At 51.1% G+C, this 17151-nt stretch carries 21 protein-coding genes; 6 read left to right on the top strand and 15 right to left on the bottom strand.

Annotated features, from left to right (window positions below):
* Nucleotides 1-89 precede the first annotated feature (89 nt).
* Genes PCAL_RS11200 through PCAL_RS11185 form a run of 4 tightly spaced genes read left to right on the top strand, consistent with a single transcriptional unit; the run spans nt 90 to nt 3549 of the window.
* Nucleotides 90-1511, top strand: a complete 1422-nt coding sequence (locus PCAL_RS11200; RefSeq protein WP_011850785.1) for an ABC transporter substrate-binding protein — start codon at nt 90-92, stop codon at nt 1509-1511.
* The gene (locus tag PCAL_RS11195) at nt 1508-2332 is read left to right on the top strand and encodes a carbohydrate ABC transporter permease (protein WP_011850784.1); all 825 of its coding nucleotides are present in this window, start codon (nt 1508-1510) and stop codon (nt 2330-2332) included. The genes PCAL_RS11200 and PCAL_RS11195 overlap by 4 nt, the downstream gene beginning before the upstream one ends.
* The gene (glcU, locus tag PCAL_RS11190; protein WP_011850783.1) at nt 2329-3135 is read left to right on the top strand and encodes a glucose ABC transporter permease GlcU; all 807 of its coding nucleotides are present in this window, start codon (nt 2329-2331) and stop codon (nt 3133-3135) included. The genes PCAL_RS11195 and glcU overlap by 4 nt, the downstream gene beginning before the upstream one ends.
* 27 nt (nt 3136-3162) lie before the next feature.
* Nucleotides 3163-3549 carry a universal stress protein gene (locus tag PCAL_RS11185; RefSeq protein WP_011850782.1) on the top strand — a complete coding sequence of 129 codons (387 nt, stop codon included), beginning with the start codon at nt 3163-3165 and terminating at the stop codon, nt 3547-3549.
* Here the strand turns inward: PCAL_RS11185 and PCAL_RS11180 are convergent.
* The 3 genes from PCAL_RS11180 to PCAL_RS11745 all read right to left on the bottom strand — a co-directional run bounded on the left by PCAL_RS11180 (nt 3535) and on the right by PCAL_RS11745 (nt 5500).
* Entirely contained in the window at nt 3535-4188 is a 654-nt protein-coding gene (locus PCAL_RS11180) for an endonuclease V (RefSeq protein ID WP_011850781.1), read from the bottom strand. The two genes, PCAL_RS11185 and PCAL_RS11180, sit on opposite strands and share 15 nt — an antisense overlap.
* Nucleotides 4181-4852, bottom strand: coding sequence for a DUF357 domain-containing protein (locus tag PCAL_RS11175; protein ID WP_011850780.1), 672 nt, complete (start codon nt 4850-4852; stop codon nt 4181-4183). Before PCAL_RS11175 ends, PCAL_RS11180 begins: the two co-directional genes overlap by 8 nt.
* 93 nt (nt 4853-4945) lie before the next feature.
* A complete protein-coding gene (locus tag PCAL_RS11745) occupies nt 4946-5500 on the bottom strand; it encodes a UPF0179 family protein (protein ID WP_011850779.1) in 555 nt (184 codons plus the stop codon).
* Between the two features lie 28 nt (nt 5501-5528).
* Here PCAL_RS11745 and PCAL_RS11165 point away from each other — a divergent pair, with 28 nt between their 5' ends.
* On the top strand, nt 5529-6437 hold the full coding sequence (locus PCAL_RS11165; protein ID WP_011850778.1) for an RIO1 family regulatory kinase/ATPase domain-containing protein: 909 nt from the start codon (nt 5529-5531) through the stop codon (nt 6435-6437).
* Nucleotides 6438-6440: 3 nt separating this feature from the next.
* Entirely contained in the window at nt 6441-8192 is a 1752-nt protein-coding gene (locus PCAL_RS11160) for a DUF460 domain-containing protein (RefSeq protein ID WP_011850777.1), read from the top strand.
* On the opposite strand, the gene PCAL_RS11155 is transcribed toward PCAL_RS11160, so the two are convergent.
* The 12 genes from PCAL_RS11155 to rpoA1 are packed head-to-tail and all read right to left on the bottom strand — an operon-like array spanning nt 8184 to nt 17080.
* Nucleotides 8184-9392, bottom strand: coding sequence for a methionine adenosyltransferase (locus PCAL_RS11155; protein WP_011850776.1), 1209 nt, complete (start codon nt 9390-9392; stop codon nt 8184-8186). The genes PCAL_RS11160 and PCAL_RS11155 overlap by 9 nt on opposite strands.
* Complete coding sequence (locus PCAL_RS11150) at nt 9389-9649, bottom strand: U6 snRNA-associated Sm-like protein LSm6 (RefSeq protein ID WP_011850775.1); 261 nt, start codon at nt 9647-9649, stop codon at nt 9389-9391. The genes PCAL_RS11155 and PCAL_RS11150 overlap by 4 nt, the downstream gene beginning before the upstream one ends.
* Nucleotides 9650-9680: 31 nt before the next feature.
* Nucleotides 9681-9881, bottom strand: a complete 201-nt coding sequence (locus PCAL_RS11145; RefSeq protein ID WP_011850774.1) for a DNA-directed RNA polymerase subunit N — start codon at nt 9879-9881, stop codon at nt 9681-9683.
* Entirely contained in the window at nt 9878-10318 is a 441-nt protein-coding gene (locus PCAL_RS11140; RefSeq protein ID WP_193322731.1) for a 30S ribosomal protein S9, read from the bottom strand. Before PCAL_RS11140 ends, PCAL_RS11145 begins: the two co-directional genes overlap by 4 nt.
* Nucleotides 10319-10322: 4 nt before the next feature.
* Complete coding sequence (locus PCAL_RS11135) at nt 10323-10883, bottom strand: 50S ribosomal protein L13 (RefSeq protein ID WP_011850772.1); 561 nt, start codon at nt 10881-10883, stop codon at nt 10323-10325.
* Nucleotides 10880-11248, bottom strand: coding sequence for a 50S ribosomal protein L18e (locus tag PCAL_RS11130; RefSeq protein ID WP_011850771.1), 369 nt, complete (start codon nt 11246-11248; stop codon nt 10880-10882). The genes PCAL_RS11135 and PCAL_RS11130 overlap by 4 nt, the downstream gene beginning before the upstream one ends.
* Nucleotides 11249-11273: 25 nt before the next feature.
* The gene (locus PCAL_RS11125; RefSeq protein ID WP_011850770.1) at nt 11274-12050 is read right to left on the bottom strand and encodes a DNA-directed RNA polymerase subunit D; all 777 of its coding nucleotides are present in this window, start codon (nt 12048-12050) and stop codon (nt 11274-11276) included.
* A complete protein-coding gene (locus PCAL_RS11120; protein ID WP_011850769.1) occupies nt 12051-12494 on the bottom strand; it encodes a 30S ribosomal protein S12 in 444 nt (147 codons plus the stop codon).
* Nucleotides 12495-12523: 29 nt separating this feature from the next.
* Nucleotides 12524-12958 (bottom strand): NusA-like transcription termination signal-binding factor, encoded by a 435-nt coding sequence (locus PCAL_RS11115; protein ID WP_011850768.1) that lies wholly within the window; start codon nt 12956-12958, stop codon nt 12524-12526.
* Complete coding sequence (locus PCAL_RS11110) at nt 12951-13256, bottom strand: 50S ribosomal protein L30e (protein ID WP_011850767.1); 306 nt, start codon at nt 13254-13256, stop codon at nt 12951-12953. Before PCAL_RS11110 ends, PCAL_RS11115 begins: the two co-directional genes overlap by 8 nt.
* Before the next feature lie 33 nt (nt 13257-13289).
* A complete protein-coding gene (rpoA2, locus tag PCAL_RS11105; protein ID WP_011850766.1) occupies nt 13290-14438 on the bottom strand; it encodes a DNA-directed RNA polymerase subunit A'' in 1149 nt (382 codons plus the stop codon).
* Nucleotides 14426-17080 (bottom strand): DNA-directed RNA polymerase subunit A', encoded by a 2655-nt coding sequence (gene rpoA1 / locus PCAL_RS11100; protein WP_011850765.1) that lies wholly within the window; start codon nt 17078-17080, stop codon nt 14426-14428. The genes rpoA2 and rpoA1 overlap by 13 nt, the downstream gene beginning before the upstream one ends.
* Between the last annotated feature and the right edge of the window lie 71 nt (nt 17081-17151).

Here is a 17151-nt window from a genome sequence, read left to right as displayed (position 1 = left end):
GTATTTAAGTCTTGATCCTCCTTGTTAAGGCACTGCTACGTTGGGCGACGTAGCAATACTTTAAAAGCATTAGAAGTCTATGTTTTTCTATGAAGACATCCCAGCTTCTTGCAATAGTTGTGTTAGTCGTTGTTGTGGGCGTCGTTGCATATATTCTGGGCACCATGCAACAAGCGCCGCAGGTTACACAGACGGCTCCCACACCCCCCGCTCAGACGACGGCGCAGGTAAAGAAAATCTCATTCTACACCTGGTGGGCTGGCCTTGAAAGATTTGCAATAGATGCAGTTATTGGGAACTTTACAAAGAAGACGGGTATTCAGGTAGAGAAAACCGCCGTGCCCGGCGGCGCTGGTGTAAACGCCAAATTTGCAATTTTGGCATTAATGCAGGCGGGGAATCCGCCTGCGGCGTTTCAAGTGCACTGTGGGCCTGAGATTCTGAGCTATATCTATGTGGCTCCGAAGGGGGAGGCCAGCTTTGTAGAGTTGAGCAGTGTGGCAAAGGAAATAGATATGACGACTCAAGCGCCTGACGTACTTTCGGCGTGCTCCCTGAACGGGAAAGTATACGCATTGCCAGTTAATATACACAGGGCAAATCTCATATTTATAAATAAACAGGTTTTAGACAAAATTGGTGGTTCTGTTCCCAAGAGTTTAGACGACTTAGTTGCCCTATGTAATAAGGCAACCTCCATGGGCATCCCATGCCTACTGCAAGCCGGCGCCGACCAGTTCACAATACTGCACTTATGGGAGCAAGTGTTTTTGGCCGTAGCCGGGCCGCAGAAGTTCATAATATTTACGTATGGAACACTGCCCCCAGACGACCCCTCTCTACGCCAGGCCACAGAGGTGTTCTTGACGCTTTCGAAGACATTTCCTGCTAATTGGCCTTCTCTGGATTGGACGGGGGCTGTGGCAGACTTAGTTGCTGGAAAAGGCTTGGCGCATGTAGATGGCGACTGGGTAGTGGGGTTGATATACAACGTCTATCCACAGGTGAAGATGTGCCCCTACACTGCTGTCACGCCAGACTGCAATATAATAGTGGCTCCATTCCCTGGAACTCAAGGTATTTACAACCTAGTTATAGACGCGGTGGCAGTACCCGCTGGGTCTCCCACTACGCAGATGGGGATAGAATTTGTGAAATACTTCGCGGGACCGGAGGGGCAGTCGATTTTCAACCCGCTTAAGGGCTCCATAGCGGTTTATAAGAACATAGACCCAGCCATATATCCCACGCCTATACAGAGGTGGGAGGTGGAGGAGTATAGGAATGCCAAGGCCTATGTATTTAGCCTAACACACGGCGCATTATTCTCTGACGTGTGGCAGTCATTGCTACAACAGTCCATTGTACTCGTACAAACGGGTCGGACCGACTTATGGTACAATACGTTGGCCAGCGCCCTCAATACCGAGAGATCCCTCTGGAAGGATACTTGGTACATGGGAGCGCCTGGGAAACCCTTCGGCGGCTATCAGCCACCTTGGGTTAAATGAGAAAATCTCTTATACTTTTTTTACTACCGCTTTTTATTGCTATAACTTTTTTATACTCGTTTATACTGTGGAATTTATATTATTCATTAACAAATTATTCTATTCTCACTCCATATGAAAGTTTTGTTGGTTTTAATACATATGCGCAATTATTTAGCGATCCCCTATTCCAAGAAGCATTCGCTAAAACTCTTCTCTGGATCTTCATACTTGTATCGTTGGGCAATGTCGTAGGCCTTGTTGTAGCTTCCCTAATTTACAACCTTGAAAGTCCTAGAGTTAGAAACATGCTCACGGCGTATTTCATCTATCCTCTATCTCTTTCCCTGGTAACTACTGGCATTATTTGGAGATGGCTACTAGACTCAGACAGGGGATTTGGCTCTCTCCTGGGAAACCCGCTTTATGGGGGAAATGCGTTTTGGAGTATATCACTTGTCTCTGTGTGGGTTTACTCAGGGCTCGCGGTGCTATTCTACTTGGCTATGTTTTACAATGTTGAAAAGGCTCAGCTGGAGTCCGCTCAAGTCGATGGCGCAAGTAGGCTATACACAATGCTCAAGATAGTTATACCACAATCTAGACAAAGTTTTATAATTTCAACAATATTCTTTACACTTTTTGCCATACAGATGTTTGATTTACCATACTCTATACTTTTCATAAATCCAAATGTAATGACTCTAGTTATGTACACTTTTATGAAATTTACAGCTTTTTACCTAGCTGTGGCCAGCGCCACCGCTATAGTGATAATAATTCTCTCCGCGGTTATAGTCATACCGTATTCCATGTTCAGCCTTAGGAGATGGATACGATGAAAATCCTCGCACATCTACTGATAGTAGTTATTGGCATCTTTTGGGCAATCCCAATTTATACTCTAATAGTAGGCGTCGTAAAACCTCTTTCAGACGTCCTTGCCACGCCGGTATATACGCCTCCAAATAGGCTAGATTTTAGCGCACTATATAAAGTGGCCCAGGAGTTGGCACCAGTTCTATTAAACACTGCGCTAGTAGTGGTGCCTACTGCGCTTGGGGCGACGCTGATAGGCGCCTTGGGAGCATATGCATTATGGAGAAGTAGGGCCAAGAGCAAAGACCTATTAATGATACTAGTCGCTATTGCGACATATCTACCATATCAATCCGCGGCAGTTCCCTTGGCTAGATTCATGACTTATATAGGTCTTTTTGATACTCTATATGGCATAGCACTAGGACTTTTAATATTTTTTATACCATTTGCAACACTTATGATGTTAATATTCATAACAGCGTTGCCCAAATCTGTGGTAGAAGCGGCAGAGATAGATGGAGCAAGTGAATTCGCGATATTTAAGAGCGCCGTGCTCCCCCTGCTGGGTCCCGGCCTCACTTCTACTGCTACCTATTTGACCATCAACGGGTGGAATAACTTCTTCATACCACTGGTGCTTTCAAAAACCTATAACAATCACATAACTCTCAAGGTATTCAGCTACATTGGGCAATCTGGCAATTTATACAACGAGATGTTCGCTGCCGCGCTTATATCTTCTCTACCTCCTCTGCTACTATTCATAGCACTCGGCCGATACTTTATAAGAGGACTACTTGTGCTCGGATCAGGAGGAAAATAGATAAAAAGATTATGACCAATATAGGATATGTATAAGAGGATTCTAGTGGCATATGACGGCTCTGACCACGCAAAGAAGGCGGTTGAACACGCCGTATCGCTTGCGAAGGTATTGAACTCTTCTCTATACGTTATCACAGTAGCCGTGGACCCCTCGCAAGAGGCCTTGGAAAAAGCCAAGAGGATTGCCGCAGAGGCGGCGGAGAAAATTGCCAGTAGCGGCCTCGCGGTGTCCGACGTCGCGGTGAGGAGCGGCGTGCCTGCGAACGAGATATTAAACTATGCGGAGGAGATTAGGGCCGACTTAATAGTGATGGGCTCGAGGGGGCTGTCGACGATTCAGCGGCTTGTCTTGGGCTCTGTTTCACAGGCCGTGGCATCTAGGGCGCGGGTCCCCGTCTTAATAGTCAAGTAGCGCCTCTCCCCACTGGTCAAACTTCTCGGGCTTTATACGCTTGGCCAACTGTGTATGTTTGTGGGCTAAGTCCACTGGCACTATTTCGCCGTTTTTACACAGCTTCTCCACTAGCGCCGTGGCGTCTTCTAGCGTTGCGTGAGAGCCCACAGAGATGTACCTCTTTTTGCCTCCGCAGCGGATTACTCTTCCGATTTCCTCTCCTGTTGAGGGGTCTATCAGCGCCTCTCCCTGCTCCTCTCCGTAGAGGCGGGATTTAGCCACGCCTATCGTCGGCCTGCCTAAGACTACCCCTATGTGCGAGGCTATTCCAAACCGCCTTGGATGCGCCAAGCCGTGCCCATCCACAAGTATGACGTCGGGCTTGTTCCGCAGTTTTAGATATGCCCTGAGCATCGGCGTAATTTCTCTAAATGCCAAGAAAGTTGGGACGTACGGCATTACCGACTTGTTTATTGAATACGCCACCTCAACCGGCTGTATGTCGTCTACTTTCACGACTACTGCGACTCCATATGCGAGGCCGCTTGCATAGGAGACGTCGAGGCCGCCCACCGTGTCCACGGGGGGTAGAGGCTTGAGTACAACCCTCTTGGAGAGGAGTTCTTGTACCTTCTTGGCGGCTTCTAAGTTAAGCATTAAATGTGCGCAGTATCTTTTCTATGATCTTGCTTGTACTGCAGAGCTCGCACTGGGTGTAGGAGGCTCGTAGTACCTCAATGTTAAGACCGCGCTTAGCCGCCTCTCTTTTGACGTCGTCTTCTGATACCCTCTGGTTGGGGCCGAGTAGTACTACGTCGGGTTTCACCACATCGAGAATGTCGTAGATGTTCCCCTCGCCCCCGGGCACGACTCTGTGCACGTAGTAGACGCCGGATAACACCTCGGCGCGTTGACTCTGTGGTATAACGATCTTCCTGCCTTTGAACCGCTCGGCGTTTTGATCCGACGATACTACGGCCGTGACGTAGCCCAACTTCCAAGCCTCTCTAAGATAGGCCAAGTGGCCGGGGTGCAGTATCTCAAAGGTCCCAGCCACCATTACCCTCCTCGTGTTTTTCACCTCGCTAGGCTTTTTCCAAGTGAACTCGGCGCCGCCGATGATCCTCAGTGCATCGAGGAGGCCCTCCGCGTATGAAACTGTGGCGAGGGCAGTCTCTCTATCGCCGACAGAGTAGTAGTACTTGGCGTCTTTGAGGTATGCCCGAGCCAACTCGACCACGTCTCTATACGCCGGGTCTTTTAACACGAGCGTGGACAAGGCCTCTTCTAGGTTCTTGATATAAACCGCGACGCGGTCCACAGAGGCCGTTGGCTTAAAACTTTTAAAACGTTACCATATGCCCCCTCATGGCTGAGGAGCTAGAGGCTGTGGCGGCAAAGTTAATCACTAGGCTTAGGGAAGCCGAGAGGTTGGCCCTCGAGGGGAAGACTTCTGAGGCGAAGGCGATTTTGAAGGAGGTTTTGAAAGAGGCACGCGAGAGGGGGCTTGAGAAATCCCTGCGGAACTTGCTCCTGAGAGTGAAGGCGCTCCTAAGGCGTAAAACTCGACGATAGCAAATTCGCGGCCGCGACACTTGGCTCTGCCCAACACTTTTACAACCTTAATCTTCTCTCCCTTGGACACCATGTTGCTCGGGCATCCATCGCAACCGGCGCACTCGTCCTCGTAAGTAACTACGACGCCCTCCAACGCCTTGTTAAGCGGTAGCAGGCCAACTATGGGGGTCTCTTCCACCACCACGGGCACCATTTCGCCGCCAGTAATCTTACACTTCTGCCCCATCGAGGGTCTCACCTCCACTACTATGTAGCTTCTGCCCGGGGTCAGCCGCCCGAGACACACAGAGTAGAGCCTACACTCTCTACACTCGTCTGGTATGCCAAAAACTCTAAATCTGTGGCCAACCTCGGCCTGCTCTCTTGAAACTAGTGTAACAATCCTCTTCACGTTTAAAAGACGTAGCCGGGGTATATATGTGATAAAAGACGTCGTAGAGGCGTATGGCCAGCTGGAGAAGAGGGATTTGAGAGTTCTGAGGATGATTGAGGCTGGGCATAGGAGGTACGAATTTGTGCCACAGGAGGTTATTGAGAGGTGGTGCAGATGTAGACGCGAAGAGGTGGCGCAGATAATTCGGCGGTTGCACTACCTCGGCCTACTACGCCGCAATGTTGCCCCATATCTTGGGTGGAAGATAACGGCGCAAGGCTACGACGTGCTTGCAATACATACTCTAAGGGTTAAGAGAAAGGTCTTGAAGCTGTCTCCCACGCCCGTCGGCGTTGGCAAGGAGGCGGTAGTTTACGTGGGGGAGAGCCCCTCTGGCTTTAAACTCGCCGTCAAGTTCCACAGGGGCGGAGTCTCTGTCTTTAGGTATGAGAAGGCGTTTCAAAGACTTGTGAAAAAGTACGCGCACCTCGCCCAGGTATACGAAACTAGGCTCTCTGCGCTTGCCGAGTACTTTGCCCTTGAAAAAGTGTTCGAAGCGGGGGGGCACGTCCCAGAGCCCATAGCGGTGAATAGACACGTCGTTATTATGGCATATATAGACGGCGTAGAGTTGTATAGATGTAGGAGTTGCGACTTTAGACGAGTGGCGGAGGACGTGTTAGAGACGGTGGCCACGGCCTTGCGCATAGGCATCGTCCACGGAGACCTTTCTCCCTACAACGTCATTGCCGGAGAGCGCGGCTACGTCATCGACTGGCCGCAGTGGATGCCTACAGATAGCCCAGGCGCCGAGGCGTATCTAAGACGCGACCTTGAGAACATCTCAGCGTTTTTCCGAAGGGTTGGGGTTGAGCTTCAGTTAAAGGACTTCGAGCTCGGCCGCGGCATGGGGGACGCGTTTGTGGAGCTCATAAATAAAAACCTGAGAATGTAACACGTGCCCATCCTTGGCATAGACGTTGTGCCTGGCGGCGGATTTGCCTACGTGGTTCTTGAGAATAATGTCGTCGTGGAGAGAGGGGTAACAGACGTACGCAACTTGGTTAATCTGTTTAAAAAATACCGTTGCGAAGTTTTGGCTGTCGACAGCGTAAGCGAGCTGTTTCAACACGGCCGGCTGTTGATCAAGGCGTTGGGCAGACTGCCCTACGTGGTTAACGTGGTGGAGGTCACCAGGGGCATGGAGCTTAAAAGCACCGAGGACCTTGTCAGAGAATATTTCGGTGTTGAAAAGGGGCGGCTAGACCCCCTTGAGACCGCGTTTTACCTAGCCATGCTTGCACAGAGGGGGGTAGGCACGCCGGTTAAACTTTTTGAAGAGGAGACCGTAATCTTGATACACCGCCGCATTTCCACGACGCCGGGCGGCATGAGCAGGAATCGGTATATGAGGAATGTGACTCATAGGATAAAGGCGCTTATGGCCAAGATCGAGGCAAGGCTTAAGGAGGCTAAACTAGACTACGACTTGTTTGTAAAAGAGGAGTCTGGCGAGGTGAGCTCTGCGAAGTTTGTAGTGTATGCAAATAGAGAGGTGGTGAGGCGCTACGTCAAGCCCATGAGGAGCATAGACGTGGCAGTCTCCATATTTTCTCTCCCAGCCAAACGCGGCGAGGAGGCGCATACATTGCGCTACCTAATAATCGGCGTGGACCCAGGCGTTGTGACAGGCTTAGCCATTTTGACGCTGGACGGGGAAGTTTTAGACACGGTGGCACGGCGCAGTTTTTCACGCGGGGATTTAGTTAGATATGTACAACAGTGGGGCGTCCCCGTCCTCGTGGCGACAGACGTGGGAGAGGCCCCGGAGTACGTCAAACGCCTCGCCGCAATGGTGGGGGCGGCGTTGTACACACCTGGCAGAGACTTGTCGACGGAGGAAAAGGCGCAGATAGTTGAAAGAACTGGCTGGCGGGTCAAGACTACTCATGAGAGAGATGCGCTGGCCGCGGCGTATAGGGCGTATTTGGAGTACAAGCCCAAGTTTGAGAGAATTGAGAAAGAGTTTGGCGCCATTCTTAAGCCGGAGCAGATGGCGTATGCGAAGGCGCTGGTAATAAGAGGCTACTCTATTGCGCAGGCGGTTTCCGAGGCGCTTAAGAGAAAGGAGAGGGGTGAGACAAGGGTGGTGTATATAACGGTCGAAAAGCCCTGTAGTTCAGAAGACGAGAAGTTGTCCTCGCTTGTAAAGGCGTTGCAGTACGAGAACCAACAGTTGCAGAGGGAAGTAGAGGAGTTGAGGAGAGAGAATGCCGCCTTGCGTAGGGCAATGGAAGACGAGAAGTGGAAGGACGTCAAATACAGGGAAATGCAAATGAGAATAGAGCAGCTTCTGCGAACATTAGGCGAAAAGGAGGCGGAGATCAACTCGCTCAAGAAGACTTTTGTAGAAGTCCTCATGGACAGAGAGAGATACAGGGTGGTTCACAAGACTGAGCTGTCCGAGTGCCGCGGCGGCGAATATGCCGGGACCATATGTAAAAACTTTGAAAGTCTCGATGAGGCAGTTGCGCGCAAGTCGCTCGGGGTGCCCCTCAAGGAGGTGGTGAAGCTAGACCTCGGCGAGTTCTACGTAGTAGACATGGACAAGGTGGCGGAGCTCGTAGCCGAAATTAAGAGGAGGTTAGACGAGCGCAAAGGCGTTGACTTAAAGAAAATAGTGGAGGAGTACCGTCGGGGCCTAGTATAGGCTTACTTCGCCTCTCAGAATTAGCTCAGTTACCTGCGTTATTCGGTCCATTTCCTCTTTAGCAATAGCCTCGGCTTCTCTGCGCAGTTCGCCAGTCAGCTCGCCACTGCTTAATATTTCCACGTTCAAGATCTTGGGCTCGTTTATCGGCTTGCCGATCTGCGAAACTACCTCCACGTAGACTTCTACGACGTCTTTTACCTCTTTGTATATCCTATCCGCGATTCTCTGCGCCACGACGTTGTAGATCTTGCCAACGTGGCTGACGGGGTTCTTCCCGGCAGCCGCTTCAAGAGACATGGAGCGCATAGGGGTTATGAGCCCGTTTGCCTTATTGCCTCTCCCCGTCATTCCATCGTCACCGTGTTCAGCCGATGTGCCTGTCACCGTGAGATAGAATATGTCGTATTCCGGCTTGTCTGCCGCATTTACGGTGACCTCCACGTTGTAATCTGGCATAATCTTAGCCGCCAAGTCTTCAATGGCGCGTTTTACATCCTCTTTCACTGAGATGTAGTGACTCTTATCTTTGACAAGTCGGCTAATCATGGCGCACGCCACCGTCAATTTGACCTCCTTCCCCACTCTAACGCCCATTACTTTGACGTCTTCGCCAACCTCGGGGTACTTGGACTTAAAATCGCGGGAATTCAACAACCTCTCCGTCTTGTACACAAGCTCCTCAAGCGGCGTCAAGGGGGCATAACCCACGCCGACCGATGTGTCGTTTGCGAGAGGCACCCCCCTCACTCCCAAGTCGTAGATGCCCACCAAATCGGCCGAGCCTTGACCAATTCTGTAATCGATTATTGTATGCACGTCTGGGTCTAGGAAACGAAAGTGGCTCTTCAGCCAATCCCGCGCGGCTTGGATCACAATGGTTCCAAGCGGTATCTTCACAGTCCCATCTTTTGTCTTAACTTCTGAAGTGGCTCTGCCTGACACTATTATGTATATGGGCTGTATAACTTCGCCCCCGCCGAACTTAGGCGCAGCCTGGCCGCCAACTACCAAAGTCTTGTCCACGTTGTGGTGTAGAATTACGCCGAAGTGCTCCAGGTAGTACCTAGATAAGTACCGGCTCACCCACTCGGAAATCCCATCTGCTATGTAGTCTGGGTGCCCTTGGCCCTTCCTCTCCACTATTTCAACAAGCCGCTTGGCCGTCGGAATTTTATCAACTTTCTCTACGACTATCATGAGGACACGTCGATGGCTGAGACATATATAACTTGCGACCCGCGGACCACTATACGGCCATACCGAGTGACTGGTTCTCCACTTCGGTCGAGCTCAGCGGCGTCGTCCAACACTAGGTTCATACAACTGTCGTAGGCGGTCAATACGCCTTTTACGGCAATGCCGCCCTTAAGCCGCGCCACCACCTCCTTGTTTAACATCTTTGTAAGCACTTTAATAGGAGATGGGAGCTTTACTTGTTGCGACGACTTCGACATATTGAGCCTTAAACCCTCCAATATATAAAACTTAGCCCCTTCTCTCGTAAACCAGCAAGTCGTCTATCCACTCCACATGGGCCATTAAGGTCCTTCTGCAACAATACCTAACGACGCCCAGCTCGTCAAGGACACGGCCGGGATGTTCGCCGGCCAGCACCCGCTTTTTAAAAACGGCGTAGAGATGGCCCAGCGGCTTTCCGCAAGTAAAACACCTAACTGGAATAATCATCTATAAGCCTTCTGCCTTTTGCTTCTCGCGTGCTTTATTCCAGGCTTTTTAGGCTCAGTCCTACGGGGATCTCCCTTAAGCATGTAGGGGTCGTACTCCTCGTACAGCTTCTTCAATTCCTCGCTCTGGAAATAAGCTACAAGACCCCTGGCAATGGCGATCCTAGTGGCAATTGCCTGCCCCATATACCCCCCACCTCTCACATTAACCTCAATATCCACCTTCTTAGCCAAATCGCCGGCGAGAATGAGAGGCTCTTGCATCTTGACTCTCGCCATTTCTATCGGCCAAAGCTCAAGGGGATATCCATTAATTCTCACCCGCCCCATCCCCGGCTTAATTATGGCCCTGGCTACCGCAGTTTTCTTCTTCCCTACAGAGATAATGACTCTGGGGTTCTCCTGCAAGATAGAGACCCAAGGCATCTCGCCTTCCATAACCCTATCCGCTGGTTGCTTGTTTTATTTTTTTCGCCCACACCTCCTTGGCCTTGTTCCACTTCTCCCACGCCGCTGGGTCAATACTGCGCCACACCTCTTCAAGTGTCACAAACTGCATGAGCGGCCTAACCCTCAGCTTGGCGGCAGGAACCTCATAGAGGACTAGGCGCCGCCGCTGAATAAAGTCCAGGGGGATCGACATATAGACCCTAAGCCTCTTTAACGCATCACGCCCACTCTCAACTTTCTTGGGCAACATCCCCCTGACAACTCTCTTAAATACCCTATCGGGCCTCCTCGGTATCTTTGGCCCAGCCTTCTCAGGATTGTAGTGAGTCCTCCACTCGCTGATTTTGCGCATGAACCACTCCACTACCATCTTCCTATCCCCCGTCACAACAAGTTTCTCCGCGTTCACCACCACCACCCGAAGCTCAGGCTTAGACAACAGGATTTTGGCCACATATGACGCAAGACGGCCCATTATGTGTCCCTCGGCGTCTATTACTATTTCGCCTTTCTCAGGTATTTGCGAAAGGTCGAGAACTTTTTTGACGATCATATCACTATCTTTACGCCGCTCCCCTTGGGATTCCGCCTAACTAACTCAGGTATTGTCAAAACCTCTCCGCCGGCCTCTACCACCTTCTTCCACGCCTTTGGAGTTACGCTGACGGCCGCTACAACGACACGCTTTTTGAGCTCGCCTCCGCCAAGCAACTTCCCAGGGATTACAACTACGTCTCCATCATTGGCAACTCTATTTAGCTTGCCCACATTGACTACAACTCTACTCCGCCTAGGCCTCTCCACGAGTTCGGCAATGGCCCTCCATATGTTGGCAGAGTTGGCAGTGGCGGCCTTTCTAAGAAATCTGATAAGCATCCTCAACTGCCTATTTGTCGGACCCGTGGGATTAGGAGGCATACCGCCACCCCGAGATGCCCAGTATTTAAAGTTTTGCCTCAGCCTTCCTGCTCAAGGCGTCTAGAAAGTCTTCAAATTTTTTCTTCAATATTCTAAAAGCCTCGCGCAACGCAGTCTCGGCGTCATAATTCCCAAACGACTCAATCCAAAACACATACTTATCCTTTTCCCACTCTACCACGATGCCGCCTCCGCACATCTCTTTGCACGTGGTCGCCTTGTTAAACGTGCACTCTAACGGGTTTTCAAGATTGCGGCACACCTCTTTACACATTTCTCTACACTCCTCTCTCTTCACAACTACCTTGGGATAGTAGTAGTAGCTTGCCAGTGCGGCTTGCCACTTTGCGTGATCTCTGGCTCGGCCGAGTTTCGCATAAGCCTCAACAACCACTGACTGGCCTTCTACAAGTTTTACAATTGGAATATCTTTATATACCGGTGCGACATCTGGTCTATCGGCCACTAGGTCTCCGGCATATACCACCACATCTCCTGTCGCGTTTACTTGGAGAGTAAGCCTAACGGTGCATTCAGAGGGGTCCACGAGGCCCGATTCGCAGTCTTCTATCGGCGGCAGGTCTTTGAGCGGCGTTGTAAGCGGTATAAGGCCAAGTCTGTGCGCCAACATTTCGTCGTACATCACCGACGTATTGTTAACCACAACCACGCTGTCTATGGCTAAGACGGGCAACTCGGAGATGATTACCCTCCTGAGCGAGTTTATAAGCGATGGGGGCACGCCCTCTACAACTGCCTTGGCAAAAAACTGCGACTTTTCAACTATGGAGACCTTTGGCATTTACCTTGTCGGCTTCTGCTTTTTACCACGCCAAATGGCCCAGAGAGATACGCCGTTTACTTTGACGACTTTAAACCTGACCCCCGGGATGTCTCCAAGAGACTTGCCCTCGGGGCCTCCTATGCGTTCTATTATAACTTCGTCGTGCTCATTTATGTAGTTTAAGCCACCGTCGTATGGCACAAAGGCTGTCACTACTTTCCCATTTTTTACCAACTGTACTCTGACGCATTTTCTGACGGCGGCATTAGGCTTCCTCGCCTCAACTCCAACTTTCTCGAGCACTATTCCTCTAGCCATGGGGGCGCCCTCAAGTGGGTCATACTTCTCTGCAAGGCCCAACATCCTGCGCTTGTAAGTCACGTCGTTCCACCTAAACTTCTGCCGCTTTTTCTTAAGCTTGCCGCCTGCGAAGAGGCCGTACGGCGACTTTTTCCCAGGCACGCCTACCGCAACTGCTTGCTTAATAAACTTTATGCCAGGATAATTTTCTCGATGTCGTAATAACGCTTGGCCAAAAGCTTTGCCCTAGCTATGTTACGGCCGTTCTTCCCTATCGCTATTCCCTTGTCCTCTGGCACAACCGTAGTTATAGCCACCTTGGCCCCCGACGGCGCCTTTGTAATTTTCACCACGATAACCCTTGCCGGGTACAGACTGTTTTTAATAAGTTCCTCTGGCGTGTCGCCTGCCTCTACTACCTCTACGTCTTTCCCAATTATTTGGCGCAACATTTTCACATTAGCGCCGCCCTTGCCCACGGCCAGCGCCGCTTGGTTTTTCTGTACCACAAATATGATACGAGAGTACTCGTGGTCTACTACGACGTCTATGGGGGTGACCCCCGTTATGCTCTCGAAAAGAGTGGCGTACCTAATTTCATCTTCAGTAAGCCTGATATCAGGCATGCTCCACAAGCTTCAAAATTTCGCTCTGACCTGGGTCAACTACGGCGAGTGCCATTATCTTATGAGGCCTCTTCGCCGCGGCGCCCAGTTCTATACTCGAACCTGGAAATGTGAAAATGGGCACTCCCGCCAGCTTCGCATAGTATTCTATGTCTTCTCTAGCCCACCTGGGGGCATTTGCCGCTATTATTACCAACTTCGGCGCGCCAGTTAGGAGAGACTTCTTAGTTTCCCTAAGCCCTATAATCACCTTGCCAGTGTTTATTGCCACCTGCAACTCTCTGCCTATGTCAATCACGTCTGCGCGATTAAGAGGAATTTTTAAGCTTTATCAAAATCGCATTAAGAGCTTGACGATCCCCGTGCCTATTGGCACGTGCTTTCCAGCAATTATGTTCTCCACTACGCCTTTGAAGCGCTCCTCCTCCCCCCTAACCGCGGCCTCTATCAACGTTTTAACAGTTACCTCAAACGCCGCGCGGGCGAGTGGAGACTCCTTAGCTCCAACGACGCCGTGGCGGCCAATGGGCCTTACTCTACCAGACCAAGTCATGGCATCTGCCACTAGGTACATGTGGCGTATATCTACGTCAAGGCCCTGTTCGTCCAACACACGTTTTATCTCGTGTGCTATTAACGTCCTCGCCGCCTCTATGCCCAAGACCTCCTCAACCTCGTGTAAGTCGTTGCTGTAGGTCCTCGCTTTGTCCACCTCCTCCAACTGTAGCACAGCCTCAAGATTTGTGCCCTCAGTCACTATATACCACTCGTCATTCTTAGAATCGTACTGCAATACTACTTTTTTAATACCCTTTATCCCAGATATCTTTACTTGTAGCAATTTATCTCTAGCTTTCTTAATCTTTAAAATATCTGGAACCGCAAGAGAGGCAACTATTACATTCCCCTTCATGGAGATGCTCAAATCCTTCCCCCTGACCTTTGACACAATTTTTTCCACATCTTTTAAAGACAGCCCTCTGTACCTTAACTGTTCTTGGTCGAGAACTAGGCTAATAGTACCTGAGACATAGTCTACATCAATCTCCTTGGTCAACATCTCAAGAGTTACTTGTTGTATTTGCTTGGCAACTTTTTCTGCGGCCTCCCGCGTCTTATTGTAGGGAGGCTTTAAGTATACAAACATCAGAGGCGTCGATGGGTGTCTTCTGGCGTCGACGACCTCTATTAGGCGGGGCAGACCCCTCGCCATTGAGAATTCCCTAAGACCAGCGTAGTGGAAAGAGCGCAGAATCATCTGCGTGCCTGGCTCGCCTATGGACTGCGCCGTAACGATTCCTATGGCCTCCCCGGGGTCTATCAGAGACGCGAGGTAAAGCCTTAGGACGCGGTATATCAACTTAGTGGCACGCTCCTCGTCTAATTCGCTAACCGCCGCTTCCAGCTCTTTATATATTGGCTGTGGTAATATGCTCCTGATCTTTGCTAGTAGCTCTTGCTTAGAGATTACCGCACCCATAGCCTAAGCGATTTTACGTCAGCAACTTTTCCGTGGTCGGACTTGCTGACGTCGACGCCGTCTTCCCCGTACAACACTTGGAGCAAAGTTGACCCGCTGAATCTCACTGTGCCGTCGTAGGCCACGTAGACGTCTTGAAGCGCGTTTATAAGTCTACGTTGCATGTAGCCCGACTGCGCGGTGCGTACTGCAGTGTCTATCAGCCCGTCTCTCCCCGCCGCTGCGTGGAAGAAGTACTCCACTGGAGATAAGCCGCACCTAAAACAGCTTTTGACAAAGCCGCCTACGTAGGCGCCTATGTCTCCCACAGGGAAGTGGGGCAGAGTCCTCGTTCGGTATCCACGTCTTATACGCTCGCCGCGTATAGTCTGCTGGCCAAGGGTGGCCACCATTTGCACGATGTTTACAATGCTACCGCGTGCCCCCGTCTTGGCCATTAGGTAGCCCTCGCTATTTTTCCTGATGTACTTCTCAACAACGGTTGCTGCGTCTTCGCGGACTCTCGACAACACCTCTGTAATCTTGTTCTCAAAGGTCTCCTCCACTGTGAAGCCCGGCATTGCCTCAAGCCTCCCGCTCTTAAACTCTTGGATTAGCTCATCGGCCTTCTTCAAGCCGCTCTCTATTAGCTTGTCCAGTTCGTCGTATGCCTCCTTAGGTAGGTACACCGAGTCCATGCCGAAGGTGAATCCGCGTAAATCTAGCCACCTGAGGAAGAGTCTGAGAGATGAGTCGAGCCACCTCCCAGCCACCTCTGGCGGGTAGTCGCGCGCAATGCGGTGCCACAGCGAGTCCACTTGCTCGGCGCCTATGGACTTCTTGTCTAAAACTCCTTTGACCAAGTTGCCGTTTATCACAATGATCCACTCGTCGCCGTCGCAGGTATATGCGTCTTGGCACTTGCTCTTAAACGCGGTGGGCTGAACCCAGTTTAAGTCTTTTGGAAGGAAGTGGGATATTATCTGTTTGCCAGTCCACAGCTCTACTGGGTGTAAAATGGCCGGCTCCGGCGGATCCTCCGCGGACTTTCCAGCCCCGAGTAGGTACGCCACCTCCTTCTTGGTGAGAAACGTGGACTTATGCGACAAGAGGTAGGCGCCAATTATGTAGTCTTGTCTTGCGCCAATAATTGCGCCGCCGTAGCGCGGCGTTATTATGTGCTTCTCCACCAACATCAAAGTCCTAGCCTCGGCCCTCGCCTCCTCTGTCTGAGGGACGTGGAGATTCATCTCATCTCCGTCGAAATCGGCGTTGTAGGGCGGACACACGGCCAAGTGAAGCCTAAAGGTTCTCCCAGGCAACACCTTCACCAAGTGCCCCATCATTGACACCCTGTGTAGACTTGGCTGCCTGTTGAATAGCACTATGTCGCCGTCTACGAGGTGTCGCTCCACAATCCAGCCGGGCGCCAGCCTCTCCGCCAGCGCCCTCCGGTCTTTCACATATCTCAAGTCTATCCTTCTCCCCTCTGGCGTAATTACGTAGTTGGCCCCGGGCCACGCCTCGGGACCCCTGAGCACGTACTCACGCAGTGCATCTATATTCCACGTGGTGACTCTCTCTGGCACAGTCAAGACCTTGGCTATGTCTATGGGCACGCCGACTTCGTTTATGCTGATGTGGGGGTCGGGGCTTATGACAGTCCTCGCGGAGAAGTTAACGCGTTTGCTTGAGAGAGACCCTCTGAACCTCCCCTCCTTCCCCTTTAGCCTTTGGGCAATCCCCTTCAGCGGCCTCCCCCCTCTGTGTTTGGCGACGGGTATGCCGGGGAGCTCGTTGTCAAAGTAAGTGGCCACGTGGTACTGGAGGAGGTCCCACAAGTTGTCCACGACGTTCGTGGGGGCGCCTGTCTCAAGGGCTATTTTCAACTTCTCATTCATCCTAATGATATCCACAAGCTTGTGCGTCAAGTCGTCTTCAGATCTTATGCCTGTTTCAAGCTGGATTGACGGCCTCACGTGCGGCGGAGGCACAGGCAGTACCTTGAGTATAGCCCACTCTGGCCTAGCCACTACTGGGTTTATGCCTAAAAGTTCTAAGTCATCATTTGGCACCTTGGCGAGCCGCTCTCTGAGCGTCTCCGGGTCCAGCTTAACCAAGGCGCCGTTCTCCGTCTCTTCGTAGAAGTAGTAAGGCCTTTCAAACCTCACCTTGTTCCTCTTATACCCACAGTGTGGACATGTGGCCCGCTCCGCCGCCTTCTTCTTTATCTTCTCCTGTAGGTTTTGAGCCAACAACCTCCACCTGCCCTTAAGTCTATCAAGTCTCTCCTTGTACCTCTTTATCTCCTCGTCTTTGAGCATTATTCTGCCACAGTTGGGGCACGTAGCCCTCAACACGTCGTAGATAATCCTCGCATAGCCCACATGTATCACAGGCTTTACCAGCTCTATGTGCCCAAAGTGGCCTGGGCAGACGTCATGTGTTTGACCACAGGTCTCGCACCTAGCGCCTGGCTCAGACACGCCAAGCCTCCTATCTGCAATGCCGCCCCTCACGGGAAGCCCGCCCTCGTCATACACCTCCGACGTGGTGACCTCCATCACTGAATATTTCCTAATCATGTCGGGGCTTAAGATCCCGAACCTAATGGACTTGATGATTTTGCGAGGTACGCTATCTAGGGCCTCCCTTAAGGACACGGCGGTAGATACAAAACAATATATAAAGTTTAATCTACGCCGCGCCCCTAGCCTAGCGCGGCTAAGGGCTT

Source organism: Pyrobaculum calidifontis JCM 11548 (assembly GCF_000015805.1).
Taxonomy (GTDB): Archaea; Thermoproteota; Thermoprotei; order Thermoproteales; family Thermoproteaceae; genus Pyrobaculum; species Pyrobaculum calidifontis.
The sequence above is the reverse complement of the archived record's forward strand: the minus strand, read 5'-3'. Positions and strand labels throughout refer to the sequence as shown.

Coding starts and splice junctions, on each gene's coding strand:
- PCAL_RS11200 (WP_011850785.1), top strand. CDS start 90: ATGAAGACATCCCAGCTTCTTGCAATAGTTGTGTTAGTCGTTGTTGTG.
- PCAL_RS11195 (WP_011850784.1), top strand. CDS start 1,508: ATGAGAAAATCTCTTATACTTTTTTTACTACCGCTTTTTATTGCTATA.
- glcU (WP_011850783.1), top strand. CDS start 2,329: ATGAAAATCCTCGCACATCTACTGATAGTAGTTATTGGCATCTTTTGG.
- PCAL_RS11185 (WP_011850782.1), top strand. CDS start 3,163: ATGTATAAGAGGATTCTAGTGGCATATGACGGCTCTGACCACGCAAAG.
- PCAL_RS11180 (WP_011850781.1), bottom strand. CDS start 4,188: ATGCTTAACTTAGAAGCCGCCAAGAAGGTACAAGAACTCCTCTCCAAG.
- PCAL_RS11155 (WP_011850776.1), bottom strand. CDS start 9,392: ATGATAGTCGTAGAGAAAGTTGATAAAATTCCGACGGCCAAGCGGCTT.
- PCAL_RS11150 (WP_011850775.1), bottom strand. CDS start 9,649: ATGTCGAAGTCGTCGCAACAAGTAAAGCTCCCATCTCCTATTAAAGTG.
- PCAL_RS11145 (WP_011850774.1), bottom strand. CDS start 9,881: ATGATTATTCCAGTTAGGTGTTTTACTTGCGGAAAGCCGCTGGGCCAT.
- PCAL_RS11140 (WP_193322731.1), bottom strand. CDS start 10,318: ATGGAAGGCGAGATGCCTTGGGTCTCTATCTTGCAGGAGAACCCCAGA.
- PCAL_RS11135 (WP_011850772.1), bottom strand. CDS start 10,883: ATGATCGTCAAAAAAGTTCTCGACCTTTCGCAAATACCTGAGAAAGGC.
- PCAL_RS11130 (WP_011850771.1), bottom strand. CDS start 11,248: ATGCCTCCTAATCCCACGGGTCCGACAAATAGGCAGTTGAGGATGCTT.
- PCAL_RS11125 (WP_011850770.1), bottom strand. CDS start 12,050: ATGCCAAAGGTCTCCATAGTTGAAAAGTCGCAGTTTTTTGCCAAGGCA.
- PCAL_RS11115 (WP_011850768.1), bottom strand. CDS start 12,958: ATGCCTGATATCAGGCTTACTGAAGATGAAATTAGGTACGCCACTCTT.
- rpoA2 (WP_011850766.1), bottom strand. CDS start 14,438: ATGGGTGCGGTAATCTCTAAGCAAGAGCTACTAGCAAAGATCAGGAGC.